The 25,112-nt window shown below is 63.0% G+C and carries 28 protein-coding genes; 20 read left to right on the top strand and 8 right to left on the bottom strand.

The genetic code is table 11. The features are described 5' to 3' along the window. The first annotated feature begins 17 nt into the window (after positions 1 to 17). Genes IPM06_04890 through IPM06_04875 form a run of 4 tightly spaced genes read left to right on the top strand, consistent with a single transcriptional unit; the run spans position 18 to position 2,881 of the window. Positions 18 to 662 carry a DUF47 domain-containing protein gene (locus IPM06_04890; GenBank protein ID MBK8769748.1) on the top strand — a complete coding sequence of 215 codons (645 nt, stop codon included), beginning with the start codon at positions 18 to 20 and terminating at the stop codon, positions 660 to 662. A 14-nt stretch (positions 663 to 676) separates the two neighbouring features. After that, positions 677 to 1,678, top strand: a complete 1,002-nt coding sequence (locus tag IPM06_04885; GenBank protein MBK8769747.1) for an inorganic phosphate transporter — start codon at positions 677 to 679, stop codon at positions 1,676 to 1,678. Next, positions 1,654 to 2,088 (top strand): NUDIX hydrolase, encoded by a 435-nt coding sequence (locus IPM06_04880; protein MBK8769746.1) that lies wholly within the window; start codon positions 1,654 to 1,656, stop codon positions 2,086 to 2,088. Before IPM06_04885 ends, IPM06_04880 begins: the two co-directional genes overlap by 25 nt. Positions 2,089 to 2,131: 43 nt before the next feature. Continuing rightward, positions 2,132 to 2,881, top strand: a complete 750-nt coding sequence (locus tag IPM06_04875) for a sulfite exporter TauE/SafE family protein (protein ID MBK8769745.1) — start codon at positions 2,132 to 2,134, stop codon at positions 2,879 to 2,881. 56 nt (positions 2,882 to 2,937) lie between these two features. On the opposite strand, the gene IPM06_04870 is transcribed toward IPM06_04875, so the two are convergent. Beyond that, entirely contained in the window at positions 2,938 to 3,123 is a 186-nt protein-coding gene (locus tag IPM06_04870; GenBank protein MBK8769744.1) for a hypothetical protein, read from the bottom strand. A gap of 301 nt (positions 3,124 to 3,424) precedes the next feature. Here IPM06_04870 and rimP point away from each other — a divergent pair, with 301 nt between their 5' ends. The 9 genes from rimP to pnp all read left to right on the top strand — a co-directional run bounded on the left by rimP (position 3,425) and on the right by pnp (position 13,678). After that, complete coding sequence (gene rimP / locus IPM06_04865; protein ID MBK8769743.1) at positions 3,425 to 4,069, top strand: ribosome maturation factor RimP; 645 nt, start codon at positions 3,425 to 3,427, stop codon at positions 4,067 to 4,069. Continuing rightward, complete coding sequence (nusA, locus tag IPM06_04860) at positions 4,062 to 5,663, top strand: transcription termination/antitermination protein NusA (GenBank protein ID MBK8769742.1); 1,602 nt, start codon at positions 4,062 to 4,064, stop codon at positions 5,661 to 5,663. The genes rimP and nusA overlap by 8 nt, the downstream gene beginning before the upstream one ends. A gap of 29 nt (positions 5,664 to 5,692) precedes the next feature. Further along, a complete protein-coding gene (locus IPM06_04855) occupies positions 5,693 to 6,289 on the top strand; it encodes an RNA-binding protein (protein ID MBK8769741.1) in 597 nt (198 codons plus the stop codon). Then, complete coding sequence (infB, locus tag IPM06_04850) at positions 6,286 to 8,877, top strand: translation initiation factor IF-2 (protein ID MBK8769740.1); 2,592 nt, start codon at positions 6,286 to 6,288, stop codon at positions 8,875 to 8,877. Before IPM06_04855 ends, infB begins: the two co-directional genes overlap by 4 nt. Positions 8,878 to 8,984: 107 nt before the next feature. Further along, complete coding sequence (locus IPM06_04845; GenBank protein ID MBK8769739.1) at positions 8,985 to 9,581, top strand: hypothetical protein; 597 nt, start codon at positions 8,985 to 8,987, stop codon at positions 9,579 to 9,581. Positions 9,582 to 9,633: 52 nt separating this feature from the next. Next, positions 9,634 to 10,020 carry a 30S ribosome-binding factor RbfA gene (rbfA, locus tag IPM06_04840; protein MBK8769738.1) on the top strand — a complete coding sequence of 129 codons (387 nt, stop codon included), beginning with the start codon at positions 9,634 to 9,636 and terminating at the stop codon, positions 10,018 to 10,020. Next, on the top strand, positions 10,021 to 10,986 hold the full coding sequence (truB, locus tag IPM06_04835; GenBank protein ID MBK8769737.1) for a tRNA pseudouridine(55) synthase TruB: 966 nt from the start codon (positions 10,021 to 10,023) through the stop codon (positions 10,984 to 10,986). Positions 10,987 to 11,005: 19 nt separating this feature from the next. After that, complete coding sequence (gene rpsO, locus IPM06_04830) at positions 11,006 to 11,275, top strand: 30S ribosomal protein S15 (protein MBK8769736.1); 270 nt, start codon at positions 11,006 to 11,008, stop codon at positions 11,273 to 11,275. A gap of 249 nt (positions 11,276 to 11,524) precedes the next feature. Beyond that, positions 11,525 to 13,678, top strand: a complete 2,154-nt coding sequence (gene pnp / locus IPM06_04825) for a polyribonucleotide nucleotidyltransferase (protein ID MBK8769735.1) — start codon at positions 11,525 to 11,527, stop codon at positions 13,676 to 13,678. A 75-nt stretch (positions 13,679 to 13,753) separates the two neighbouring features. Here the strand turns inward: pnp and IPM06_04820 are convergent, their stop codons facing one another. Continuing rightward, on the bottom strand, positions 13,754 to 14,371 hold the full coding sequence (locus tag IPM06_04820) for a PRC-barrel domain-containing protein (protein MBK8769734.1): 618 nt from the start codon (positions 14,369 to 14,371) through the stop codon (positions 13,754 to 13,756). 192 nt (positions 14,372 to 14,563) lie between these two features. Here IPM06_04820 and IPM06_04815 point away from each other — a divergent pair, with 192 nt between their 5' ends. Then, positions 14,564 to 14,974 carry a DUF1311 domain-containing protein gene (locus IPM06_04815; protein MBK8769733.1) on the top strand — a complete coding sequence of 137 codons (411 nt, stop codon included), beginning with the start codon at positions 14,564 to 14,566 and terminating at the stop codon, positions 14,972 to 14,974. Positions 14,975 to 15,002: 28 nt separating this feature from the next. Here IPM06_04815 and IPM06_04810 read toward each other — a convergent pair whose 3' ends face one another. Together IPM06_04810 and IPM06_04805 are read right to left on the bottom strand one after the other, a co-directional pair. Continuing rightward, positions 15,003 to 16,031, bottom strand: a complete 1,029-nt coding sequence (locus IPM06_04810) for a carbohydrate kinase family protein (GenBank protein MBK8769732.1) — start codon at positions 16,029 to 16,031, stop codon at positions 15,003 to 15,005. A gap of 9 nt (positions 16,032 to 16,040) precedes the next feature. Beyond that, positions 16,041 to 17,033: a hypothetical protein gene (locus tag IPM06_04805; protein MBK8769731.1), complete on the bottom strand. Its 993-nt coding sequence runs from the start codon at positions 17,031 to 17,033 to the stop codon at positions 16,041 to 16,043. 89 nt (positions 17,034 to 17,122) lie between these two features. Here IPM06_04805 and IPM06_04800 point away from each other — a divergent pair, with 89 nt between their 5' ends. Continuing rightward, positions 17,123 to 17,782, top strand: coding sequence for an alpha/beta fold hydrolase (locus IPM06_04800; GenBank protein MBK8769730.1), 660 nt, complete (start codon positions 17,123 to 17,125; stop codon positions 17,780 to 17,782). Positions 17,783 to 17,798: 16 nt separating this feature from the next. On the opposite strand, the gene IPM06_04795 is transcribed toward IPM06_04800, so the two are convergent. Beyond that, entirely contained in the window at positions 17,799 to 19,265 is a 1,467-nt protein-coding gene (locus tag IPM06_04795) for a multicopper oxidase family protein (protein ID MBK8769729.1), read from the bottom strand. A 15-nt stretch (positions 19,266 to 19,280) separates the two neighbouring features. Here IPM06_04795 and IPM06_04790 point away from each other — a divergent pair, with 15 nt between their 5' ends. Together IPM06_04790 and IPM06_04785 are read left to right on the top strand one after the other, a co-directional pair. Beyond that, positions 19,281 to 19,574 carry a hypothetical protein gene (locus IPM06_04790; GenBank protein ID MBK8769728.1) on the top strand — a complete coding sequence of 98 codons (294 nt, stop codon included), beginning with the start codon at positions 19,281 to 19,283 and terminating at the stop codon, positions 19,572 to 19,574. A gap of 103 nt (positions 19,575 to 19,677) precedes the next feature. Then, positions 19,678 to 19,860, top strand: a complete 183-nt coding sequence (locus IPM06_04785) for a Flp family type IVb pilin (GenBank protein ID MBK8769727.1) — start codon at positions 19,678 to 19,680, stop codon at positions 19,858 to 19,860. Here IPM06_04785 and IPM06_04780 read toward each other — a convergent pair. The 3 genes from IPM06_04780 to IPM06_04770 are packed head-to-tail and all read right to left on the bottom strand — an operon-like array spanning position 19,855 to position 21,977. Continuing rightward, positions 19,855 to 20,808 (bottom strand): acetyl-CoA carboxylase carboxyltransferase subunit alpha, encoded by a 954-nt coding sequence (locus tag IPM06_04780; protein MBK8769726.1) that lies wholly within the window; start codon positions 20,806 to 20,808, stop codon positions 19,855 to 19,857. The two genes, IPM06_04785 and IPM06_04780, sit on opposite strands and share 6 nt — an antisense overlap. A gap of 55 nt (positions 20,809 to 20,863) precedes the next feature. Beyond that, complete coding sequence (locus IPM06_04775) at positions 20,864 to 21,829, bottom strand: tyrosine recombinase (GenBank protein ID MBK8769725.1); 966 nt, start codon at positions 21,827 to 21,829, stop codon at positions 20,864 to 20,866. Beyond that, positions 21,807 to 21,977, bottom strand: coding sequence for a histidine kinase (locus IPM06_04770; GenBank protein ID MBK8769724.1), 171 nt, complete (start codon positions 21,975 to 21,977; stop codon positions 21,807 to 21,809). The genes IPM06_04775 and IPM06_04770 overlap by 23 nt, the downstream gene beginning before the upstream one ends. 114 nt (positions 21,978 to 22,091) lie before the next feature. Here IPM06_04770 and IPM06_04765 point away from each other — a divergent pair, with 114 nt between their 5' ends. Genes IPM06_04765 through IPM06_04755 form a run of 3 tightly spaced genes read left to right on the top strand, consistent with a single transcriptional unit; the run spans position 22,092 to position 25,107 of the window. Continuing rightward, positions 22,092 to 22,694 carry a shikimate kinase gene (locus tag IPM06_04765; GenBank protein MBK8769723.1) on the top strand — a complete coding sequence of 201 codons (603 nt, stop codon included), beginning with the start codon at positions 22,092 to 22,094 and terminating at the stop codon, positions 22,692 to 22,694. Further along, positions 22,691 to 23,812 carry a 3-dehydroquinate synthase gene (locus IPM06_04760; protein MBK8769722.1) on the top strand — a complete coding sequence of 374 codons (1,122 nt, stop codon included), beginning with the start codon at positions 22,691 to 22,693 and terminating at the stop codon, positions 23,810 to 23,812. Before IPM06_04765 ends, IPM06_04760 begins: the two co-directional genes overlap by 4 nt. Beyond that, a complete protein-coding gene (locus IPM06_04755) occupies positions 23,809 to 25,107 on the top strand; it encodes an HlyC/CorC family transporter (GenBank protein ID MBK8769721.1) in 1,299 nt (432 codons plus the stop codon). The genes IPM06_04760 and IPM06_04755 overlap by 4 nt, the downstream gene beginning before the upstream one ends. Positions 25,108 to 25,112 lie beyond the last annotated feature (5 nt).

Raw genomic sequence — 25,112 nt, 5'->3', positions numbered from 1 at the left:
AACAGCGGAGCGCGGCGATGGTTCAATTCATCAAATCCCTGATGCCCAAGGAAGAGAAGTTCTTCGACCTCTTCGAAGCGCAGGCCGCCAAGGCGCAGGAAGCGGCGCAGACGCTGCGGGCCATCCTCGATGGCGGCGCATCGCTTGCGGACAATTGCGCCAAGCTCTCGCGGCAGGAAGAAGAGGCCGACCACATTTCCTACGAGGTGATGCAGGCGATCCGCCGGGCCTTCATCACGCCCTTCGACCGCAGCGACATCAAGGCCCTCTCCTCCACGCTGGACGACGCCATCGACCAGATGAACAAGACCGGCAAGGTTGTGATGCTGTATGATGTCACCACCTTCGAGCCCAACATGCGGGCCATGGCCGACCGGGTGATCATGCTCGCGAAGCTCACGGCCGAAGCGCTGCCGCTGTTGCGCAATGTCGGCAGCAACTCCTCCAAGCTGCACACGCTGACGGGCGAGATCACCAAGATCGAGGAACAGTCCGACCAGCTGAACGACGAAGGTCTCCGCACCCTCTACAAGGGCCGTGCCAAGAAGGATCCGCTGGCTTTCATCATCGGCTCGGAACTCTATGACCACCTCGAGAAGATCTGCGACCGCTTCGAGGATGTGGCTCACGTGGTGAGCGACATCGTCATCGAGCACGCCTGAGGACGGAGGCCGCCATGGACCCCGTCGGCTTCAACGTCACGCTCTTCGCGCTCATTTTCGTGGCGCTGTTCTTCGACTTCATCAACGGCATGCATGACTCCGCCAATGCCATTGCGACAGTCGTGTCGACGCGTGTCCTGAAGCCCTTCCATGCGGTGCTGTGGGCGGGCTTCTTCAACTTCGCTGCCTTCTTCATCTTTGAGGCGCACGTCGCGACCACGGTCGGCAAGGGCATCATCGCGCCCGAGCTGATCGACAATGCCGTTGTCTTCGGGGCACTCGCGGGCGCCATCGCCTGGAACCTCATCACCTGGTGGGGCGGCATTCCCTCGTCCTCGTCGCATGCGCTGGTGGGTGGCATCGTGGGCGCGGGCGTCACCAAGGCAGGCTTCGGTGCCATTGTCTGGGGCGGCTTGTCCAAGACCATCTATGCCATCGTCCTGTCACCGTTCACGGGTTTTGTGCTGGCGATCATCCTGATGATCCTGCTGAGTTGGCTCTTCGTGCGCGCCCATCCGGCTTGGGCGGAAGGGGTGATGCGCAAGCTGCAGCTTGTGGCTTCGGCGCTCTACTCGCTGGGCCATGGCAGCAACGACGCGCAGAAGACGGCCGGCATCATCGCGGTGCTGCTTTATTCCAACGGCGTCTACAAGGAATTCCATGTGCCCGACTGGGCGATCTTTTCCTGCTATGTGGTGATGGGCCTCGGAACCATGCTCGGGGGATGGCGCATCGTGCACACCATGGGATCGAAGATCACCAAGCTGTCGCCGATGCAGGGCGCCTGTGCCAACACGGCGGGCGCACTCACGCTGTTTGCGGCGACCTACCTCGGCATTCCCGTGTCGACCACCCACACCATCACCGGCGCCATCGTGGGTGCGGGCACGGCACGGCGCGCCAACTCGGTGCGCTGGGGCATCGCCTCCAACATCGTCTGGGCCTGGGTGATCACCATTCCTGCCTCCGCCTTCCTTGCGGCGGTGTTCTACTGGCTGGCAACCCACGTGCTGTGAGCGGGCGCGAACCATTGCAGCAGGTGGCGGCCCTGTGCTGGCGCAAGCGCAAGCAGAGCCATGAGGTGCTGCTGGTGACATCGCGCGAGACGCGGCGCTGGGTCATTCCCAAAGGCTGGCCCATGGAGGGCCTCACCGACTACAACGCGGCTCGCCGCGAAGCCTTCGAGGAAGCCGGCGTCGAGGGCCGCATGCGGCGGGAACCGCTCGGCACATTCTTCTATGAAAAGCGCGGCAAGAAAGAGATCCTGCCCATCACGGTCACGGTCTATGCGCTGGAAGTTGAAAAGAAGCGCAAGGCCTGGCCGGAGATGGAGGAACGGGCGCGCAGCTGGTTTTCGACCCATGACGCCGTTCTGCGCGTGGCGGAGCCTGGGCTCAAGACGCTGCTCCGGAACTTCAAGGGCTGAAGCTGCCCTTGACGCTGTGCATTCTCACACTATCAGTCCCACGATGATTTCGGATTTCGCGGGTGTCTCTCTTTCCCTCTTCGCCCTGCTTGCGGTGACGGCATTTATTGCCGGCCTGGCGCGCGGCTTCTCGGGCTTTGGCGCGGCCTTGATCTTTGTGCCGCTGGCGGCGCGATTCCTGGGTCCGCAGGCGGCAGCACCGTTGCTGCTGCTGACCGATGGCATCGTGGCCCTGCCGCTGATGTGGACGTCCTGGGAGAAGGCCCGGAAACCCGAAGTCGCACTGATGGCGGTGGGCGGTTTTGTCGGCGTGCCGCTTGGCACGGTGGCGCTGGCGCTGGGTGATCCCCATCTGCTGCGCTGGTTCATCACGCTCCTGGTAGCCGCCATGCTGGTGCTTCTGGTTTCCGGCTGGCGCTATGGCGGCAAGCCGCATGCGGGCATGACGGTGGCGGTGGGCGTGACCTCCGGCGTGTTCAGTGGGCTGGCGCAACTCGCGGGCCCGCCGGTTGTTGCCTATTGGCTCGGTGGCAACCATGACCATCGCGAGATGCGGGCCTCGACGATCCTGTATTTCGCCTTTTCAACGATGATGGCCTTCGCCAGCTATCTGGTGGGAAAGCTGCTGACCATTGCCATCTTCAAGCTGGCGCTGCTGCTGGTGCCGTTCTTCGCTGCCGGGCTTTATGCGGGCAGCAAGGTGTTCCATCTGGCAAGTGCGGATACATTCCGGCGCATCTGCCTGGCACTGATCGGGCTGTCGCTGGCGATCAGTCTGCCGGTGTGGGGATAGAGAAGCAGAGCAGGGCGACGGGCGCCCCGCCTTTTTTGTTTCAGATCAATGAAGGGCTATTCCAGCCACTGCCAGACCTTGGGATCGTTCAGTTCGATTTCTTCCACCAGATGGCGGTCGAACACGTCACTGTCGCGGCAGAGAAGCCACTGGTGAACCTTCCCGGAATTGCCGTGGGAATGCACGCTGTAGGTGTGGCCTTTGTTCGGTTCGGCCATCTTGCGGTATTTCTTGTAAAGCATCTTCTTTCTCCGTTCGGACTGAGCTCATCCTCAAGCTGCTGTCCTAAAACGAAAGTCTATATATTTCGCATATGCGAGACGATCAATCTCGCAGTTGCGAGATGGCCCACGGCAAAGTGTCGCTGCCCGATGGGGGACCATTTGCGAGCCGTCGGCAGCTCCGTCCCCAGCCTCTTGCCCCGGGGACGGAAAAAGACTATGTGAGCCTCACGAAATTCACTCATCAGAACCGGGAAACCGGAATTGGAGAGTGGGTCCCGCGAGGGGCCCGCTTTTTTTATTGCCTGAAGCCAAGGACAAGATGACCGAGACATTGCCATCCCAGCGACTGGCCCGCGAGACGGGCCCGGCGGCGCGCATCGCGGCGCTGGCGGAGCCTGTGCTTGAAGGCCTGGGTTTCCGGCTGGTGCGTGTGAAGCTGATCGGTGGCACGGTGCAGATCATGGCGGAACGGCCGGACGGCACCTTCACCATCGACGACTGCGAACAGTTCAGCCGCGCCTTCTCGCCAGCGCTCGATGTCGCAGACATCATGAGCGGACGCTACAATCTGGAAATCTCGTCTCCCGGCATCGACCGTCCGCTGGTACGGGCGCAAGACTTCGAGGACTGGGCCGGACATGAGGTGAAGCTGGAAATGGCCGTGCCGCAAGCCGGCCGCAAACGCTTCAAGGGCGAACTGGAAGGCTACCACGATGGCGAGGTCCGCCTCTTCATCGAAAATCCGGAAGGCGGCAACAAGGAGCCGCTGCTGATCGGCGTGCCCTTTGCCGACATCGGCGAGGCCAAGCTGTCACTCACCGACGAGCTGATCGAGGCGGCCAAGGCACGCCTCAAGAACAATCCCAACGCCGTATCGGATGCCTCCGATTTTGACGGCGAGATCAACCCCCCCGAAGATGACGACGGGGCCGAAGTTACCGAAGAAGGAAACGACAATGGCTAACACTGCTGTCAGCGCCAACAGGCTTGAGCTTCTGCAGATCGCGGACGCCGTGGCGCGCGAAAAGTCGATCGACAAGAGCATCGTGCTGGAAGCCATGGAAGACGCCATGACGCGCGCCGCCAAGCAGCGCTACGGGCTGGAGAACGACATTCGCGCCGAGATCGATCCGCGGACCGGCGAGACGCGCCTCAACCGCCTGCTGCAGGTGGCAGAGGTGGTGGACAATGACGCCACGCAGATTTCGCTCGTGGATGCAGCCAAGCGCAATCCGGCCGCACAGGTCGGCGACTTCATCGCCGAAGCCCTTCCGCCCATCGAGTTCGGCCGCATCGCCGCCCAGTCGGCCAAGCAGGTGATCGTGCAGAAGGTGCGCGATGCCGAACGCGACCGCGTCTATGACGAGTTCAAGGACCGCATCGGCGACATCATCAACGGCGTGGTGAAGCGTGCCGAATACGGCAACGTGATCGTGGACCTGGGCCGTGGCGAAGGCATCGTGCGCCGCGATGAAACGCTGCCGCGCGAAACCTTCCGCCCCGGCGACCGCATCCGCGCCTATATCTATGACGTGCGCCGCGAACAGCGCGGTCCGCAGATTTTCCTGTCGCGCACGCACCCGCAGTTCATGGCCAAGCTGTTCGGCCAGGAAGTGCCGGAAATTTATGATGGCGTCGTTGATGTCGTCTCGGTCGCCCGTGATCCGGGCAGCCGCGCCAAGATCGGCGTGCGTTCGAAGGATGGCTCGATCGATCCGGTGGGTGCATGCGTCGGCATGCGCGGCAGCCGCGTGCAGGCTGTCGTCAACGAATTGCAGGGTGAAAAGATCGACATCATCCAGTGGTCGCCGGATGTGGCCACCTTCGTGGTGAATGCGCTGGCGCCTGCGGAAGTCTCCAAGGTGGTGCTCGACGAGGAAGCCGAGCGCATCGAGGTCGTTGTGCCGGACGAGCAATTGTCGCTCGCCATCGGCCGCCGCGGCCAGAACGTGCGTCTGGCGTCGCAGCTCACGGGCTGGGACATCGACATCATGACGGAAGCCGAGGAATCGGAGCGCCGCCAGAAGGAATTCGCCGCCCGCACCAAGCTCTTCGTGGATGCCCTCGACGTGGATGAAATGCTGGCCCAGCTGCTCGCCTCCGAAGGCTTTGCCGAGGTCGAGGAACTGGCGCTGGTGGAACCGCGCGAAATCGCCTCCATCGAAGGCCTCGATGAATCGACGGCAGAAGAGTTGCAGAACCGCGCCAAGGTGTTCCTGGAGCGGGAAGCCACTGAAATGGAAGAAAAGCGCAAGGAACTCGGTGTCGCCGACGATCTCGCCGGCTTCGAAGGCCTGAGCCCCCGCATGGTGGTATCGCTGGGCGAGGCGGGCGTGAAGTCCCTCGAGGACTTCGCCGATCTCGCCACGGACGAACTCACCGGCTGGAACGAGCGCAAGAACGGCGAGACCGTCAAGCACAAGGGCTATCTCACGGATCATGGTGTTTCGGCGGCGGAAGCCGAAGCCCTCATCCTGCAGGCACGCGTGGCGCTGGGCTGGATCGAAGCCCCGGCCGTGGAAGCCGACGCTGAAGCCGAAGGGGAGGCCGACGCCTGAGCGCAGACCCCCTGCCAGCCGAGGACGACATGCCCGAGCGCATGTGCATCGTGACCCGAGCGGTCAGGGATGAGGCGGAGCTCGTGCGTTTCGTGCGGTCGCCCGACGGCGATGTCGTGCCCGACCTCGCCCGCAAGCTGCCGGGACGGGGCGTGTGGGTGACGCTGGCACGGGATACCGTGATGGAGGCAATCGCCAAGGGGCTGTTTTCCCGTGGTTTCAAGGCCCAGAGCAAGGCGGCGCCCGACCTTGCCGACCGCCTTGGCGTCTTGCTCCGGGGGCAGGTCGTCTCCCATCTGTCGCTGGCGCGGAAGGCAGGCGCTGCCCTTGCGGGAACCTTCAAGGTCGATGAAGCCATGCGCCGGGGACCGGTACGTCTTCTGCTTCACGCCAAGGGCGCAGGCAGCGACGGCATTGCCAAACTGGACAGGCTTGCGGGGCCGCGAACGGCAATCTGCGGTTTCGTGACGCCCGATGATTTGGATTTGGCTTTTGGCCGCACAAATGTGGTACACGCTGCCGTGGCAGATGGCGGGTTGGCCGAGCGGCTCTTATATCATGTGACGCGATTGGCGCGTTACGAGAATTACGAATTCAAGGCGATTGGGTCAGAAGACGAGAGATGAACGATACAACGGATAACAAGGACAAGACGGGTGGGTCCAAGCCCGGTGGCACGCTGACGCTCAAGCGCCCGGCGGTGGAACAGTCGCGCGTCAAGCAGAGCTTCTCTCATGGCCGCACCAAGACTGTTGTCGTCGAGACCAAGCGCAAGCGCTTCGGCGATGACAAGCCGGCGGCAACGGCACCGGCCGATGCCAAGCCCGCCTTCCAGCAGCAGCCGCGCGTGGTGCAGACGCAACAGACGACACAGCGCCCTGCGGCGCCGCAGCCGTCGCGTCCCGGCGTGGTTCTGCGCACCCTCACCAGCGACGAACGTGAAGCCCGCGAGCGCGCCCTTGTCGATGCCCGCGTACGCGAGGCCGACGAGCGCAAGCGCCAGGAAGAAGAACTCGTCCGCCGCAAGGACCAGGACGAGCGCGACCGCGTGGAGCGCGAGGCTGCCGCCAAGCGCAAGGCCGAAGACGACGCCCGCCACCAGGTGGAAGAGCAGGGCCGCCGCAAGGCCGAGGAAGCCGCCAAGAAGCTGTCGCCCAAGGCGCCCGCCGCCCGTGACGAGGAAGAAGACAGCAGCGCCCGCCGCCGCCCCATTTCCGGCGGTCCGCGTCCCTCATCCATGCGCCCCATCAGTGCCGCCGCCAAGGTGGTGAAGCCGGCCGCCGTGCCGACGCGCACCAAGGCCGACATTGCCAAGAAGGAAATGCGCGGACGCCTGACGGTGTCCAACGCGATGGACGAGGACGAGACGAGCCGCGGCCGTTCCGTCGCCGCCTTCCGCCGCCGCACCGAGCGCCTGAAGAACAAGTCGCACGGCTTCCAGATGCCGACGGAAAAGATGACGCGCGAAATCATCATTCCGGAAGCGATCACCATCCAGGAATTGTCGAACCGCATGGCCGAACGGGCCGTGGACATCATCAAGCTGCTGATGAAGCAGGGCCAGATGCACACCATCAACGACGTGATCGATGCCGACACGGCCCAGATCATCGCTGAAGAAATGGGGCACAAGGTAAAGCGTGTGTCCGCTTCCGACGTGGTGGAAGGCCTCGACGCCGAGAACGATGCACCGGAATCGCTGCAGCCGCGTCCGCCGGTCGTCACCATCATGGGTCACGTCGACCACGGCAAGACCTCGCTGCTCGACGCGATCCGCAAGACCAACGTGGTCTCGGGCGAAGCCGGTGGCATCACCCAGCACATCGGTGCCTATCAGGTGAACACGCCGCGGGGCGTCATCACCTTCATCGACACGCCCGGCCACGAAGCCTTCACCTCCATGCGTGCGCGTGGCGCCAAGGCCACCGACATCGCCATCCTGGTGGTTGCCGCCGATGACGGCGTGATGCCGCAGACGGTGGAATCGATCAACCACGCCAAGGCGGCGGGTGTTCCGATCATTGTCGCCATCAACAAGATCGACAAGCCGAACGTCAACCCGACGCGGGTGCGCACCGACCTCCTCCAGCACGATCTCGTGGTGGAAAGCATGGGCGGCGACATCCTCGACGTGGAAGTTTCGGCGCTGAAGGGCACCAACCTCGACAAGCTGCTGGAAACGATCCTGCTGCAGGCCGAAGTGCTCGACCTCAAGGCCAATCCGGACCGCGAGGCCTCGGGTCTGGTCATCGAAGCCCAGCTCGACAAGGGCCGTGGGCCGGTGGCGACGGTTCTGGTGCAGCGTGGCACGCTCAAGCATGGCGACATCTTCGTCGCCGGTGCGGCGTGGGGCCGTGTGCGCGCCCTCGTCAACGAAAAGGGCGACCAGTTGAAGTCGGCGGGGCCGTCCGTGCCTGTGGAAGTGCTGGGTCTCAACTCCGCGCCGGAAGCGGGCGACCGCTTCGACGTGGTGCCCAATGAGGCGCGCGCCCGCGAGATCACGGATTACCGTGAGCGCGAACGCCGCGACAAGCGTGGTGCCGGTGCGGCACGTGCCTCGCTCGAAACCATGATGAGCCAGATCAACCAGTCGGGCCGCAAGGAATTCCCGATCCTGGTGAAGGCGGACGTGCAGGGTTCGGCGGAAGCGATCGTGCAGGCACTGGAAAAGATCGGCAACGAGGAAATCCGCAGCCGTGTGGTGCACTACGCGGTGGGCGGCATTTCCGAGAGCGACATCTCGCTCGCTGCCGCATCGGGTGCGGTGGTGCTGGGCTTCAACGTGCGTGCCAACGGGCAGGCGCGTGATGCCGCCCAGCAGCAGGGCATCGAAATCCGCTACTACAACATCATCTATGACCTGGTGGACGACATCAAGGCGGCGATGAGCGGCAAGCTGGCGCCGGAACTGCGCGAAACCTTCATTGGCAACGCGCGCATCCTCGAGGTGTTCAACATCACCAAGGTGGGCAAGGTGGCTGGCTGCCTCGTCACCGAAGGCAAGGTGGAACGCGGCGCCAAGGTGCGCCTGATCCGCGACAACGTCGTGATCCACGAAGGCACCCTCTCCACGCTCAAGCGCTTCAAGGACGAAGTGAGGGAAGTGGTGGGCGGCCAGGAATGTGGCATGGCCTTCGAGAACTACCAGGACATGCGCAAGGACGACGTCATCGAATGCTTCCGCGTGGAGAAGGTGGCGCGGACGCTGTCGTAACCGTTGCCAATCCCATTCATTGCAAGGGGATGGCCCATGGGCCGTCCCCTTTTCTTTGAGGGAGGGGTGGCCGGTTGGCGGTGGATCAGGATGAACGGGGGAAATGGATGATGACTGACCTGGAACGCGCGAAACTCCCGCCCGATGGCCGTGTCGTGGCGCGGTTTCACACGGTACCGGACGAGGTGCGGCGGGCGCCGAATGCGTTTACGCCACCGGCCATTTCCATCGGCACGGCCTGGGGCAAGCGCGGCCTGCTGGCACTCGGTCTGGCAATCGGAGCGCTGTGGGCGCTTGGTGCGCCCTACTGGCCTGCGGAATGGACACGGCCGGTGACCACAGGGGCGTTCGCCTTTGCCGCCGGGATCGTGGCGGCGCTGTGGATCAATTTCCGGCTCTGGAAACGGCAACAGCGCTATCTGGAAGTCCGGGCGCGTGAGGCTGACACGGAAGATGTGACCGTAACCTGCCTTGCCCACGGCATCGCCTGGGCCACGCCGGCCATCAGCCACACCGTCCAGTATGACGCCATCGACGAAGTGATGGAGCATGACGGCCTGGTGCTGATCCGCTACAGGCTGTTTGTCCTGCACATTCCGGAGCGGGGATTTGCCGTGGCGGCGGACAAGGCCTTTCTCATGGACACGCTGTTCCGGCGGGTGGCGGCAGACAAGCTCATCGGGCTTGCTGCCGTACAGGGTTGAAGCCGCGCCGCAATGGTCCTAAGTGCTCCCCACACCTGAAAGCGAACGTTCCATGAGCCATTCCTCTGCCCCCTCGCAACGCATGCTCCGCGCCGGAGAACTGATCCGCCATGGCCTCGCTGACATTTTCATGCGCGGCGAGACGGGCGATCCCGAACTGGAGCGGCTGAAGTTCAGCGTCGTCGAGGTGCAGATGTCGCCCGACCTCAAGATTGCCACCGCCTTTGTGCGGCCGCTGGTGGCAGGGCAGGAGAAGAAGGTTCTCCACGCCTGCACACGGAACCAGAACTACATGCGCGGCCTCCTGGCGCCGAAGCTGGACATGAAGTTTATGCCTCAACTCCGGTTTCGGATCGATACTGCCTTGGATTATGCCAGCAAGATCGATGACATCCTGCATTCGGCCCATGTGGCGCAGGACCTGAAGAAAGACGATTGAGTGGCGAAACGCCAACGAAATCAAATCAATGGCTGGATCGTGCTGGACAAGCCCCTGGGGCTTTCGTCGACGCAAGCACTCGGCAAGGTGCGCTGGCTGCTGAATGCGGACAAGGCCGGGCACGGCGGCACCCTCGACCCTCTGGCCTCCGGATTGCTTCCGCTGGCGTTCGGGGAAGCCACCAAAACGATCCAGTGGGCCATGGATGGCGTCAAGACCTATCGTTTTTCCGTGCAGTGGGGCGCCGAAACCAGCACGGACGATCTGGAAGGTCAGGTCGTTTCGACTTCAAACTATTTTATAAAACAAAGTGAAAACAGCGTCTTACCGCGCAATATGGATTATGCTGCAATGCAGCATGACTTGGCGGCCATTCTTCCTGGGTTTCTTGGTGCAGTGCAGCAAACGCCTCCCGCCTATTCCGCCATCAAGGTGGACGGGGAGCGCGCCTACGATCTGGCACGGGCAGGCGAGACGGTCACACTTGCAGCCCGGACGGTGCGGATCGACAGCCTCACGGTCATCGACTGGCCCTCGCCCTCCCAGACCACATTCGAGGTCATCTGCGGCAAGGGCACCTATGTGCGTTCGCTGGCCCGCGACATGGGGCGGGCGCTGGGCTGGCTCGGCCACGTGGTGATGCTGCGCCGGCTGGCGGTGGGGCCATTCCGCGAGCAGGACATGATTTCGCTGGAAAAGCTGGACGAAATGGTCCATAGGCCCGCCAGCGAAAACAGCCTTGCGCCCTTCCTTCGCCCCATCGAGACCGTGCTGGACGGCATCCCGGCACTGGCCGTGATGGATCCGGATGCGCAACGCCTCAGACAAGGCCAGCAGGTTTTGTTGCGCGGAACCGAAGGTTCCGCGGCGGCGGAGGTGGTTCTGGTGACCCATGATGGCAAGCCCCTCGGGCTGTGTTCCATCGCCAATGGGGCGCTGAAGCCCAAACGTTTGTTCAACCTCTAGCCTCCATTGGAGATGCACGATGACGATGACTGCCGAGCAGAAGACTGCTCTGATCAAGAACAATGCCACCACGGCCAACGACACGGGTTCGCCCGAGGTGCAGGTCGCGATCCTGACGGAACGCATCAACTACCTCACCGACCACTTCAAGACCCACAAGAAGGACAACCACTCGCGCCGCGGCCTCCTCCGGATGGTCAGCAACCGCCGCAGCCTTCTTGACTACCTCAAGCGCAAGGATGAGGCCCGCTATCAGGCCCTCATCAAGAAGCTCGAAATCCGCAGGTAAGTACTGCGCCTCCGATACTCTCCATCGGCGGGCTCGTCCCGCCGGACCAGAGTGGAGGCGAGGCTGGATGGCCGGGTCAAGCCCGGCCATGGAGCTTCAAATGTTTTGATGAGTGGGCGGACACCGAACAGCCGCCCATGTCCCCGACAGGTGAACCGGCAATAGGGCCGGCTGCCAATGTCCAAAGGGGATGCCGTCCAGATGATCGGTGCGATAGTGGCGGCGAAGGACACATGAAAAGGACTGACGATGTTCAACATCGACGTTGAAGAATTGGAATGGGGCGGCAAATCGCTCCGCATGGAAACGGGCCGCGTTGCCCGCCAGGCCGACGGGGCCGTACTCGTCACCATCGGTGAAACCACCGTGCTTGCCACCGCTGTTGCGGCGCGCAACGAAAAGCCGGGAATCGATTTTTTCCCGCTCACTGTCAACTATCAGGAAAAGACCTACGCCGCGGGCAAGATCCCCGGCGGCTACTTCAAGCGCGAAGGTCGCCCGACCGAGCGCGAAACGCTGATCTCCCGTCTCATCGACCGTCCGATCCGCCCGCTGTTCCCCGACGGTTTCCGCCTGGAGACCCAGGTGATCGCCACGGTGCTCTCCTATGACCTCGAGAACGACACCGACATCGCGGCACTCGTTGCCACGTCGGCGGCTCTCACCCTCTCCGGCATTCCCTTCATGGGTCCGGTCGGTGCGGCGCGCGTCGGCTACATCGACGGCGCGTTCGTCCTCAATCCCACCATCGAACAGCAGAAGCTCTCGTCGCTCGACCTCGTGGTCGCCGGCACGCAGGATGCCGTGCTGATGGTTGAATCGGAAGCCAAGGAGCTTTCCGAGGACATCATGCTCGACGCCGTCATGTTCGGCCACCGTGGCTTCCAGCCGATCATCGAGGCGATCATCCGCCTCGCCGAGCGCTCGTCGCGCGAACCGCGCAACTTCCAGCCGAAGGATCACGCCGCCGTCTACGCGGCCGTGAAGGCCCAGGCGGAAGCCGACCTGCGCAAGGCCTATGCCATCGCCAAGAAGGAAGAGCGCCAGGACGCCGTCGCCGCCGCCAAGGACAAGGTGAAGGCCGCGCTCGTCAAGAAGGACGATCCCTCTGCTCCGAGCGAGCAGGCGATCGGCGAGAACTTCAAGCAGCTCGAAGCCGACATCGTGCGCAACAACATCCTCGACACGGGCAAGCGCATCGATGGCCGCGACACCAAGACGGTGCGCAACATCGTTGCCGAGACCTCTGTCCTGCCGCGCACTCACGGCTCCGCCCTGTTCACCCGCGGTGAAACGCAGGCGCTGGTGGTGACCACGCTCGGCACCGGTGAGGACGAACAGTACATCGACACGCTGGACGGCCTCACCAAGGGCAAGTTCATGCTGCACTACAACTTTCCTCCCTTCTCGGTGGGTGAAGTGGGCCGCATGGGTGCCACGGGCCGCCGCGAAATCGGCCACGGCAAGCTCGCCTGGCGCGCCATCAACCCGCTGCTGCCGAAGCCGGAAGACTTCCCCTACACGATCCGCGTGGTCTCCGAGATCACCGAGTCGAACGGTTCGTCTTCCATGGCCACGGTGTGCGGCTCCTCGCTTGCCCTCATGGACGCGGGCGTGCCGATGAAGGCACCCTGCGCCGGCATCGCCATGGGCCTGATCAAGGAAGGCGACCGCTTCGCCGTCCTCTCGGACATCCTGGGTGACGAAGACCACCTCGGTGACATGGACTTCAAGGTGGCAGGCACATCGGAAGGCGTGACCTCGCTGCAGATGGACATCAAGATCACCGGCATCACCGAAGAGATCATGAAGGTGGCGCTGTTCCAGGCCAAGGAAGGCCGCATGCACATCCTCGGCAAGATGTCGGAAGCACTGGCCTCGGCCCGCGCCGGCCTTGGCGAACATGCGCCGCGCATCGAGCAGATCAAGATCCCCACCGACAAGATCCGCGAAGTGATCGGCACCGGCGGCAAGGTCATCCGCGAGATCGTGGAGAAGACCGGCGCCAAGATCGACATCCAGGACGATGGCACGGTGAAGGTGGCATCCTCTTCGGGTGCGGCCATCACGGCTGCCCTCAAGTGGATCAAGTCCATCGTCTCCGAACCGGAGGTGGGCGAGATCTACGAAGGCAAGGTCGTGAAGATCATGGAATTCGGTGCCTTCGTGAATTTCTTCGGCGCCCGTGACGGCCTTGTGCACGTCTCGGAACTCGCTTCGCAGCGCGTCAACAAGGTTGGCGACGTGGTGAGCGAAGGTCAGCTGGTGAAGGTCAAGTTCCTCGGCATGGACAACCGCGGCAAGATCCGCCTGTCCATGAAGGTTGTCGATCAGGCCACGGGTGAAGACCTGTCCAAGAAGCAGGGCGACGCTGAAGGCGGCGACGAGAAGACCGGCGACTGATCCGGCGTCACTCACCTTTCAAAATCAAAGGCGCGGAGCCAAGCTCCGCGCCTTCTTCATTTTGGTGCAGTCAAATCAGTTCACGAGGTAGGTGCGCTTGGTGCGGTCGAAGCCCGGCGCCGAGGTGAGGGTGTCCTTCGTGGCGTCGACCACGAGCTTGGTGTTGTCGCCGTCCTTCACGAACTGGATCGCGTTCATGGAGACGAGGACGTCCTTCTCACCGAGGCCGAGGAAGCCACCGACGCCGAGCACGGCGGCAATCACCTTGCCGTCAGCCGAGAAGATGACGTCGTTCACTTCTCCGATGTCATCGCCGGCCTTGGAATAGATGCGCTTGCCGGTGAAATCGCTGCCGGTGATGAGCGTGGCGTTGTTCAGGCTCTCCTGCGGCACGAACAGGCCGCCCGCTGCCATGGAATTGTTCGTCGTGGCGTTTGCGTCAGGCTGTGCCGTGGTGGCGGTGCCGGATGCGTTCGGATCAGTGCCTGTGGTGTTCTGACCCGTGGTGTTCTGTCCGGCGGTGCCCATGGTCTTGCCGTCGGGGCACTTCGTCTTGTCAACCGCATCGACGCCGTTGGCGTCCTTCATGATACAGGCGGGATCGACACCTTCCATGCTCTGCTGAGCGCCGACGGGTGCGATGGCATAAACGCTGCCGAGGGCAGCAAGTGCAACGAGTGATGTGAGCTTCATGGGTATGGTCCTTTCGAGATTGCAAGATTGCAGGGCTGGCCATTCGCCCGGCCACATGCATGTCCATCAAATGCTCAGTGGGCGGAATGGTTCACGGAAGTTCAAATATTCCCGGGTCACGGAACCACCTGCTCCGCAAGACGTTGTGTGGCGAAACTTCACAGGGGCAGAGAGTCATGCAATGGTTGCGGCATGACGCGCGCTCTCGCCATCCTCACTTGTCTCATTCTCGCCACATCACCCCTTCGCGCGCTCGCGCAGGATGCGGAGCCGGATTGTTCCGACCAGAAGGACCAATCCACGATGACGCGTTGTGCGGGCATGGACTACGAGAAGGCCGACGCGGAGCTGAACCGCATCTGGCCCGGTATCAAGGCACAAGCGGTTGAAAGCGATACCGCCGAGGGCAACGGTAAAACCGACTATCTTGACGCCCTCATGACCTCACAGCGAGCATGGATCGCCTACCGGGATGCAGAATGCACGCGACAAGGATTCGAGGCGCACAATGGTTCCATGGAACCCATGCTGGTCAACGCCTGCCTCGCGGAGATGACGGCGAAGCGGATCAAGGATCTGCAGGGTGAAGGCCTGTTGCAGTAATCCAGGTGAGCAATGGACGGGACCAGGTCTAAGGTGCCCGCAATCCCTTTTCCGCCGCGTACGCCAAACAGTCTCTCCACGGCCTGATTGAGGCGGAGGTGGTGGCGGAGTGGAGGGATGTTGCGGCGCTGGCGTTGGCGAGTGCGAGGCATTGCGAGAGCGGCCACTCCTCGTGCAGGCCGAACAGCATGCCGGCGTAGAAGGCATCTCCTGCGCCGACCGTTCCGACAATGTCGGATTTCGGCACATTGACGGCGGCGGCAAAGAGCGTTTCGCCTCCATGCCGCATGGCCACCGCGCCATGGGGGTGATGGATGCAGGCGAGATCATTGACGCCCAGGCTCAGAAGCATTGCGCAGGCGCGTTCCGCCGAGGATCTGTCGAAGCGCCCGTCCACGGTGACAGGTATCCCGGATACGGCTTCAGCCTCGCTGTCATTCACGATGAAATAGTCGAGCAACGGCAGGCAGGGGCGCACCTGTTCGCGCTGCAGGTCCGGCGGTACGGGACAGAGTTCCATGGCGGTCTTGTATCGGCGCGCGCGTGCCGCCCGCAGAGCTTGCCGCCAGCCGTCGCTCGCATCCATGGACGAGGAGAGCCCCGGCGAGCCGAGATAGTAGATCTTTCCGCTGCCGTCTGGGGGCAGAAGCTGTTCCGCCGTCATGGTGGCGTTTGCACCGGGACGGAAAAAGAAAGTGCGCTTGCCCGTGGCGCGCGAGGTCATCACATGGGTGGCGTCGGTCGTCTGGTCCGGCACGCGGATGATGTGCGCGGTGTCGAGGCCATAGCTGCCGGCAATGCGGGTGAAGGTTTCGCCGGCGGCGTCATCTCCCAGCAGACATTGCAGCGTGACGGGAAAGGGCGCGCCCAGCTTCACCAGACCGGCGGCCGCATTGTGCGGCGGGCCGCCGGGCGCTTCGATGGTCTCGCGGATGAAGGCGATCTGCTCTTCGTCCGGCCAATGCTCGATCATGTGGACGATGTCGAGGACGACCGTACCCGCAAGGACAATTCCGGAGCGCGGGGGCCCGCGTTCGGGTGTGGGACCGGTCGCCATTGCAGGCGACTACTTCCTGTATCCGTCCAGGGCACTCTCCGTGATCTTCTGGTCATCTTCCAGTGAGCGCACGGGGGTGAGGCCCTTCTTGCGCAGGATGGCGTGGTATTCCTTGACGCCCTGTTCCGGGGTGAGGTCGCGCTCGACGACGCGGCGGAAGAGATGGACGAGATCGATGGGGCTTTCGGACAGCTTGATCTTGCGGCCAAAGAGAGCGACGCGCGCGCCCGACTTTTCACCCTGATGAAGCAGCTCGAAGGTGTCACGGGTGGTGCCGCCCGAGCCGCCGAGAATGCCAACGACGAGGTTGCGGTCATAGCCTGCAAGCTCCTCCATCGCCTTGCGGCCATTGAAGGGCATCTTGAGGAAGAGGGGCGCATCCGCCGACGTCATGCCGGCGACGCAGCGCAGGATGTTGTCGTTGACGAAGGCCGGCACCTGCTCGGGCGAGAGGTTCTTCGGCGCGTTGGGATTGAAGACTTCGAGGAAGTGGCGGAACTTCAGTTTCGAGGCTTCGGCGCGGAAGGCGTTGTAGGCTTCGAGATGGGCGTAGTCGGCCGACAGGTCGTTGTTGAAGGTGATGGAGTAGAGGCCGAGGTCGGCAAACTTCTTGCAGTGGGCGAGGTTCGCGGTGCGGAAGGGCCGCGCCATTTCCCTGGCATAGGACGAGTGCCGGGCACGCCAGATGTCGGTTGCGTCATTGGCGCGGATGGCCGGGGTGACGTTCGACTTCTTGAAGATGCCGGTCCTGGCGATCATTTCCAGGGACGATGCGGCCACCAGCATGATGTCGATGTTGCCCTTCTTCACCATGTCCACCACGGTCTGGCGGAAGTGCTCGACGGAATGGAAGCCCTTGCTTTCGTCGGCGAGGTCCCTGGGGCCGGTGGACGAGGCACCGCCGGACATTTCCGGATCCTTGGCATCCGCCACGATGAAATCCTTCGGCGTATACTTTCCGGATGTGATCTTCTTCAGCTTGATGTCGAGGGATTTCGCCATGGATGGGGCCTTCGCCTGAATGGGGTTGCGTCGCTTCCGCTTATGGCGGCACAGTTGCAGCGAGACAAGTCTTTGAGGGGGAACCTTCCATGCGCAAAACACTGGTGATGATCCCCGCATTCGGCTGCGGACGGGAGATGTATGATGACGTCGCGGCAGCACTCGGCACCGGCGTGAAGTCCGTCATCCACGTGGCCGAACAGGACCGCTTCGAAACCATGGCGGAGGGCCTGCTGCATGCGGTGCCCGGTCATTTCACCGTCCTCGGCACGTCCATGGGCGGGCGGCTGGCGCTGGAGGCGGCGTTGGCGGCGCCGGAACGTGTGGAGAGCCTCGTGGTCATCGGGGCGAGTGCGGGTGGCGTGGCTGATCCGGCTGCCGGACTGCGACGCTCGGCGCGGCTGCGGGGCGGCGAGTTGGAGGGCGTTCTTTCCGAGATGGGAGACATGGTCTCGCATCTTCCGGGGCCACGGGGGAAGGCGACACGGGATGCCTTCATCACCATGGGCGGAAGATGGGGGCGGAGGCGATGGCGCGACAATCCGATGCGCTGGCGCACCGCGCGGACCGCTGGTCACGGGTGGCCGGAATCGCCTGCCCGACGCTTTGCCTGTGGGGCGCGCATGACAAGTTCACGCCCACGGCGGAGGGACAGCGACTTGCCGCGGAGGTGCAGCATGGACGCTATGTTGAGCTTCCCGATTGCGGGCACTTCCCGACGCTGGAATATCCCGCCGAGACGGCGGTGATCCTCAAGGACTGGATTCACGCCGCGCTGGCGTAGGCAATCGTCCCCATCATGCCGGAATTCATGTGATACATGTGGTGGCAGTGCAGCGGCCATGTGCCGGGATTGTCGGCGTCAAACTGGATCGTCACCATGCCGCCGACCGGGACCAGGATCGTGTCGCGGAGCGCACCATCGATGCGGTCCATCCCCACGCCAACGACCTTGAAGTAGTGGCCGTGGAGATGCATCGGGTGGGCCATGCCGGTCATGTTGTGGAACATGACCTCGTGGCGTTCGCCCTCGCGCACCTGGAAGAGCGTATCGTGCATGGATGACTTGCCGTTGAGGCCCCAGACATAGTCGGCGCCACCGCCCGTCAGCATCACCATGTGGGTTTTCGAGACGGCGGTCTCCGGCACCTTGCCCAGAGGCTTCAAGAGATATTCCATCTTCAGGTCGAGGGCCGGCTGAATTTCGCCCTGGTCGCTGGTCTTGCTGATGGTGCCCTCGCCAGAGACAAGGACGATGCCCGACTGCCCGGCCGTTCCTTCCGCCTTGAACAGCACCGGCCAGGCACCCGAACCTTGCGGCAGGGCAAGGCGGATGTCGGCACGCTGGGCGATGGCAAGAGGGAAGCGCTGGCCCTTCACGGGCTGGATGGAATGACCATCGACGGCGATGAGTTCGCCCGTCAGGTTGCCGAGGTCGATCCACATGTTGCTGGCGGCGCAGCCGTTGATGATGCGGAGCCGCATGCGGCCCGCCTTCTCGGCGCGGACGACTTCGGGGTCATCAAGTGTGCGGTCGTTAGCGAGGAAGGCATCAAAGGTGATGTCGTTCACCATGGCCATGCCAGCCATGCCCGGCATCGTCATGGCGCTGTGGTCCATTTGCGCCATGGTGTCCTGGCCGTCTTCCATGCCCGGCATGGCATGGCCACCGTGAGCAGCATGGCCGCCACCCCCCGCCTTCAGTTCGGCAAGGATCTCCTGCGGATTGCGGAAAGTGAAGTCATGCAGCATGACAACATGTTCCTGCTCGTCCACCAGCGGTGCATTGCTTTCGCGGATGATCAGCGGTGCGGCCAGCATCAGTTGTTCCTGCAGGCCGACGTGGGAGTGCATCCAGTGCGTTCCCGCGATACGGGCCGCGAAATCGTAGTCGCGGGATTCGCCCGGCTTGAGGGCGGGGCCGGAGAGCATGGGAACGCCGTCCTGGTTCAGGGGTGGCGTGAGGCCGTGCCAGTGCACCATGGTGTCCTCGGCCAGGGCATTGGTGAGGCGGGCGCGGAATTGCCCGTCAAAGAGCTTGTTCACGCCAGGGCGGCCATCGGCATCACGGATGCCCATCACCGTCGCGGCCTTGCCCTTCACCTCGAGCACGCGGGTCTCGATCCGCAATTGGGAAGGGGGTGCGCTTTCGGCCCGTGCAGGGGGGAGCAGGGCGAAGGCTGCCGCCGAAGCGGTGCCGCCCAGAAGCGTGCGGCGGGAGAGCGGGGGCATTTTGAGATTCATTCTTTGGCAACCCTGAATTTCATTTATCGATTTCACTCCCGCGCGTTAACTCCCGCTGAAGCATGGCGGGCTAATTTGAGGGCGTGGGAAGACAATAACATCTGGGGAAGAAACGTGATTCACAGCCATCTTAAGCGTTTGAAGTGCTGGCTCCAAGACTCGAGCGGTGCCGCAGCCGTTGAATATGTTGTTGTTGCGGCTGCGCTGACAACCGCACTGATCCCGGGTTTTTACTACGTTTCTTCAGCCGTGGCCAACAAGATGGTCTTCATCACGAGCTTCGTCCTGGGGTCGTGAGGCTCTATTAAATTTTATCCATCCCGTTAAGAAAGCCGAAGCGGCTCATGGAATAATTGCTTTTCCGTAATGAAGCGGGATCAACCGCCGGGAGAGCAGGGAAATGGCGTCGCTGACACGTGCATGGGTATCATTCATCAGCAATGAATGCGGTGCGACGGCGATTGAATATGTCGTCATCGCCGGGGCCCTGACGCTGGCGATGGTGCCCGGCTTCTATTACGTGTCGTCGGCGATCACGGGGCAGATGCAGAACCTGATCAGCGCGGTGAACGCTGGCTCATAGTCCGCGGCCGATTCCCAGGAACTTTTCGCGGCGCTGGGTGCGCAGCACATCCGCCGAAACACCTTCCAGAGACTGCAATGCGCGGGCAATGGCATCGCTGCCCGCGGCAATCGCCACGTCGGGCTGGCGGTGGGCGCCGCCCAGCGGCTCGCCCACGATCTCATCTATTACGCCGAGTTTCTTCAGATCCTGGGCCGTGATCTTGAGCGCTGCTGCGGCATCTTTCGCGCGCGCGGCATCCCGCCACAGGATGGAGGCAGCGCCTTCCGGCGAGATCACGCTGTAAATGGCGTGTTCCAACATCAGCACGGCATTGCCCGTGGCGATGGCGATGGCACCGCCCGAGCCGCCTTCGCCGATCACCAGCGAGACCAGCGGCACGCCCAGCGACAGGCAGCAATCGGTGGAGCGCGCAATCGCCTCTGCCTGGCCGCGTTCCTCGGCATCGACACCCGGATAGGCGCCCGAGGTATCCACGAGCGTGATCACCGGCAGGCCGAACTTGTCGGCTGTTTCCATGAGGCGGACGGCCTTGCGGTAGCCTTCCGGCTTGGCCATGCCCCAGTTGTGCTTGAGGCGGCTCTGGGTGTCGCTGCCCTTTTCCTGGCCGATCACCACGACGCCACGGCCGCGGAAGCGCCCGAGGCCGCCCACGATGGCTTCGTCTTCGGCAAACTTGCGGTCGCCGGCCAGGGGCACGAAATCGGTGATCAGCGACTTGATGTAATCGAGCGCATGAGGCCGGTCGGGATGGCGCGCCACCTGCGATTTCTGCCAAGGTTCGAGGTTGGCGTAGAGGTCGGCCAGGATTTTCGAAGCCTTCTTCTCCAGCGATTTCACTTCGTCGGAAATCGAAACGGATGCATCGCCCTGCGCGAGGGCACGCAGCTCGGCGATCTTTCCTTCCAGTTCGGCGACGGGTGCCTCGAAATCGAGAAATGCCTGCAATTGAACCTCTGGTCTTTGGCTTCGGCGATGTTACTGGCGGGGGAGCCCCGGATTGTCAACGTGTCTTGGCTGCGGCCTTCTTGCGGGACAAGGGGTGGAAATCCTCGACCGCCGCGACAAGGCGCGATGCCTGGACGTGGGTATAGACCTGTGTTGTCGAAATGTCGGCATGGCCCAGCATCTGCTGCACGGCGCGAAGATCGGCACCATGGTCGAGGAGTTGCGTGGCAAAGCCGTGGCGCAGCACATGCGGCGAGATGCGCGCGGGGGCTATGCCGGCGCGAGCGGCGAGCGCCTTCAATTCAAGCGCGAAATGCTGCCGCGTGAGGGCCCCCGACTTGCCGTGGGACGGAAAGGCCCAGGATGAGGGCTGGTCCTGACTTGCGAGCAGGGCGAGATAATCACCCACCACCCGTCGCGCACCGGAGGACAACGGAACAATCCGTTCGCGTCCGCCCTTGCCCTTGATGGTGAGGATATCCGTGTCTGCCGCAAGCTGGCGGCGGGTGAGGCCCACCAGTTCCGAGACGCGAAGGCCCGTTGCCGCCAGCAGCGACACAAGCGCATGGAGCCGCCAGGCCTTGAGGGCGGGCTTTCCCGTTGCCGCTGCCGCTTCCGCCGCCGCGGTGACGAGGAGCGATTTTATTTCTTCGGGAGCGAGTATGCCGGGCAGCGTCCGCGCCTGCCGGGGACTTTCGATGATCTGGGCGGGATTGCCGCCGGCAAAGCCTTCGCTGTGCAGGAAGGCATGGAACTGGCGGATGGCAGACAGACGCCGCGCCGCCGTGCGGGGGGCGAGGCCCTGTGCTTCGAGTGTCGCCAGATAATCACGGATCTGCTGGGTGGTGGCGATTGCGGGAGTGGCTCCATCCTTGGCCAACGCCTGCACATAGTCCTCCAGATCCCGGCCGTAGGCGAGGAGCGAGTTTCGTGCGGCACCGCGCTCCGCCGCCATCATTTCCAGGAAGCGGCCGACCTGGGGCAGGCGCGCGGGCGGACTAGTCCTGCCTGAGCTTTTCATGGGGCAACGAATGGATCACGTCGGATTGTTCCGGCGGAAACGTCGCCAGGGCAAGCGCGCCGCCATACACCGCACCCACGAGGGCGGCGACCACCAGAATGAATTTGAGAAAATCGGGAATCACTTGATGCGCAATGAAATCTGACACGAAACAACCCCCGGACCGGGATTGTGCCAGAAACCTCCCGCCCCCGCACCAGAAAAAGAGCCCGACGCAAAAGTCATGCAATCATGAGTATGATGCGCTAAGAGCCGGGCCAGAATGGCAAAACGTTCCACCAGCAAGGACCTTGAATCCGCGAAGACACTTCTGCGCGGACGGCCGATCGTGCTCGTGGGTCTGATGGGGGCCGGGAAAACCAGCATCGGGCGGCGGCTCGCCGACAAGATGGGGCTTCCCTTCGTCGATGCCGATCATGAAATCGAAGCGGCGGCTGGCAAGTCCATCGCCGACATCTTCGCCGAGCATGGCGAGGCCTATTTCCGCGACGGTGAACGCAAGGTGATCGCCCGCCTGATCGAGAATGGCGAACAGATTCTTGCCACCGGCGGTGGCGCCTACATGAACCCGGAAACGCGGGCGCGCATCCAGGACGGCGCCGTGTGCGTGTGGCTCAAGGCCGATCTTGACCTGCTGATGAAGCGGGTGATGAAGCGCAACGACCGGCCCCTGTTGCGCACTGCCGACCCTGAAGCCGTGATGCGCCGCCTCATCGAGGAACGCTATCCCGTCTATGCCCAATCCGACATTACGGTGGAGTGCCGCGATGTGCAGCATGCCCAGATGGTGAATGACGTGCTGCGCGCTCTGGCCCGCAGGGCAGAGGCGGAGCGCAGTTCGCCGCAACCTGAAGTCCAATCATGACCGATCCTGTCCAGACCGTCGCGGTGGCGCTTGGCGACCGTTCCTACAACATCCTCATCGGCGAGGGCCTGCTGGCGCGCGCGGGCGAGCTGGTGAAACCGCACCTCAAGCGCCCACACAGTGTCATCGTGACGGACGAAAATGTGGCGCGCCATCATCTGGCAAGCCTGCAACAGGCGCTATCTTCAGCGGGCATCGCCAGTGATGCCATCGTTCTGCCGGCGGGTGAAAAGAGCAAGAGCTATGCGACACTCGCCGAACTCTGCGACAAGCTGCTGGCGGCCGGCGTGGAGCGGCGCGATTGCATCATCGCCTTCGGCGGCGGCGTGATCGGCGACCTCGCCGGATTTGCGGCGTCGATCCTGCGGCGCGGCGTCAACTTCATCCAGATTCCGACGACGCTTCTCTCCCAGGTTGATTCGTCCGTGGGCGGCAAGACGGGCATCAATTCGCCCCATGGCAAAAATCTGATCGGGGCCTTCCACCAGCCGCAACTGGTGATCGCCGACCTTGGCTTGCTGAAAACGCTGCCGCGGCGCGAACTGGCGGCGGGTTATGCTGAAGTGGTGAAGTATGGCCTCCTCGGCGACCGCGCCTTCTTCGACTGGCTGGACGGCAATGTGCAAGGTCTCCTGGCTGGCGACATGACTGCCATACGGCAGGCGGTGGCGGTGAGTTGCATCGCCAAGGCGAAGATCGTCGCCGAAGATGAAACCGAAACCGGCGTGCGGGCGCTCCTCAACCTCGGTCACACCTTTGGTCATGCTCTTGAGTCCGCCACAGGCTATTCGCAGCGCCTGCTGCATGGCGAGTCCGTTGCCATCGGAATGGTGCAGGCCTTCCGCTTCTCCGAACGGCTGGGTCTCTGTGCCCCACAAACGGCGGGGCGCGTGGCGGCGCATCTCAAGGCGGCAGGACTTCCTATCCATACCAGCGCCATTTCCGGCGAACTTCCCGGTCCGCAGGGCCTTCTCGAACTCATGCGCCAGGACAAGAAGGCGGTGGCTGGCAAACTGACGTTCATCCTGGTGCGCGCCATCGGCGAAGCCTTCATCGCGCGTGATGTTCCCGATGGCGACGTGCTTGCCTTTCTAGAAGAGGATCGAAACAATCCATGAGTGGTGAAATAGGCTACGCCGTTCTCTCCATTTTCCTTCTCATCATCGTTGCCGCCTTCTTTTCGGCCGCAGAAACGGGCCTGACGGCCGCCTCGCGGGCGCGGCTCAACGAAATCGAAAAGCGTGGCAGCACGCGGGCGCGCACGGCGCTGCGCCTGCTGGAAGCACCGGAACGGCTGATCGGCGCGTTGCTGCTTGGCAACAATCTCGCCAACATCACGTCATCGGCGGTGGCGACGGCGGCCCTCATCAAGATGTTCGGCGACAGTGGCGCGGTGATTGCCTCCGCCGTGATGACGGTCGTCATCCTCATTTTCGCGGAGGTGATGCCCAAGACCTATGCCATCACCTATCCGGAGCGGACCTCGATCTTCGTGGCGCCGCTGATGCGGGTGATCTCGGCGGTGCTCGGGCCCATCGTGCTCACGGTCGAGGTGATCGTGAAGTTCACGCTGAAAATCATGGGCGCCAATGTCGATGACAGCAAGAACGTGCTCTCGGCCCACGAGGAATTGCGCGGCGCCATCGACCTTCATCACAAGGAAGAGACCCTGGTGAAGACCGACAAGGACATGCTGGGCGGCATCCTCGACCTCAAGGATCTGGAGGTGATGGACGTCATGGTCCACCGCACCAAGATGGTGACGCTCGATATTGCCGATCCGGTGAAGGACGTGGTGACGCAGGTGCTCAAATCCGGTCACACCCGCATTCCGTTCTGGAAGGACAATCCCGACAACATCATCGGCGTTCTCCACGCCAAGACGCTGTTCGCCGCGATCCAGAAGGTGGAAGGCGATGTGGCCAAGGTGAAGCTGGAGGACATTCTCTCCGACCCGTGGTTCGTGCCCGACACGCGGCCGCTGGAAGATCAGCTCAACGCCTTCCTGCGCCGCAAGTCGCACTTCGCCATTGTCGTCGATGAATATGGCGAGGTGCAGGGCCTCGTCACGCTGGAAGACATCATCGAAGAGATCGTCGGCGACATCAAGGACGAGTTCGATGCGGTGGCGACGAGCGTGCGCAAGTCCAAGGACGGCTCCATCATCGTCGATGGGGCGCTGCCGCTCCGTGATCTCAACCGGGCCTTCGAATGGGAACTGCCCGATGATGAGGCGACGACGCTGGCAGGTCTCGTCATTCACGAGGCGCGGATGATTCCCGCCGTGGGCCAGACCTTCACCTTCCACGGCTTCCGCTTCGAGATCCTGAAGAAGAAGCGCCAGCAGCTCACCTCGATCCGGGTCAGCAAGATCGAAGGGCGGGGCGGTGACGGCGAGGATGCGGGCGGCTGAGGCCG

It is taken from the genome of Hyphomicrobiales bacterium (assembly GCA_016710435.1).
Taxonomy (GTDB): domain Bacteria; phylum Pseudomonadota; class Alphaproteobacteria; order Rhizobiales; family Aestuariivirgaceae; genus Aestuariivirga.
Note: the sequence above shows the minus strand (reverse complement) of the source record. Positions and strands in the feature narration are given on the sequence as shown.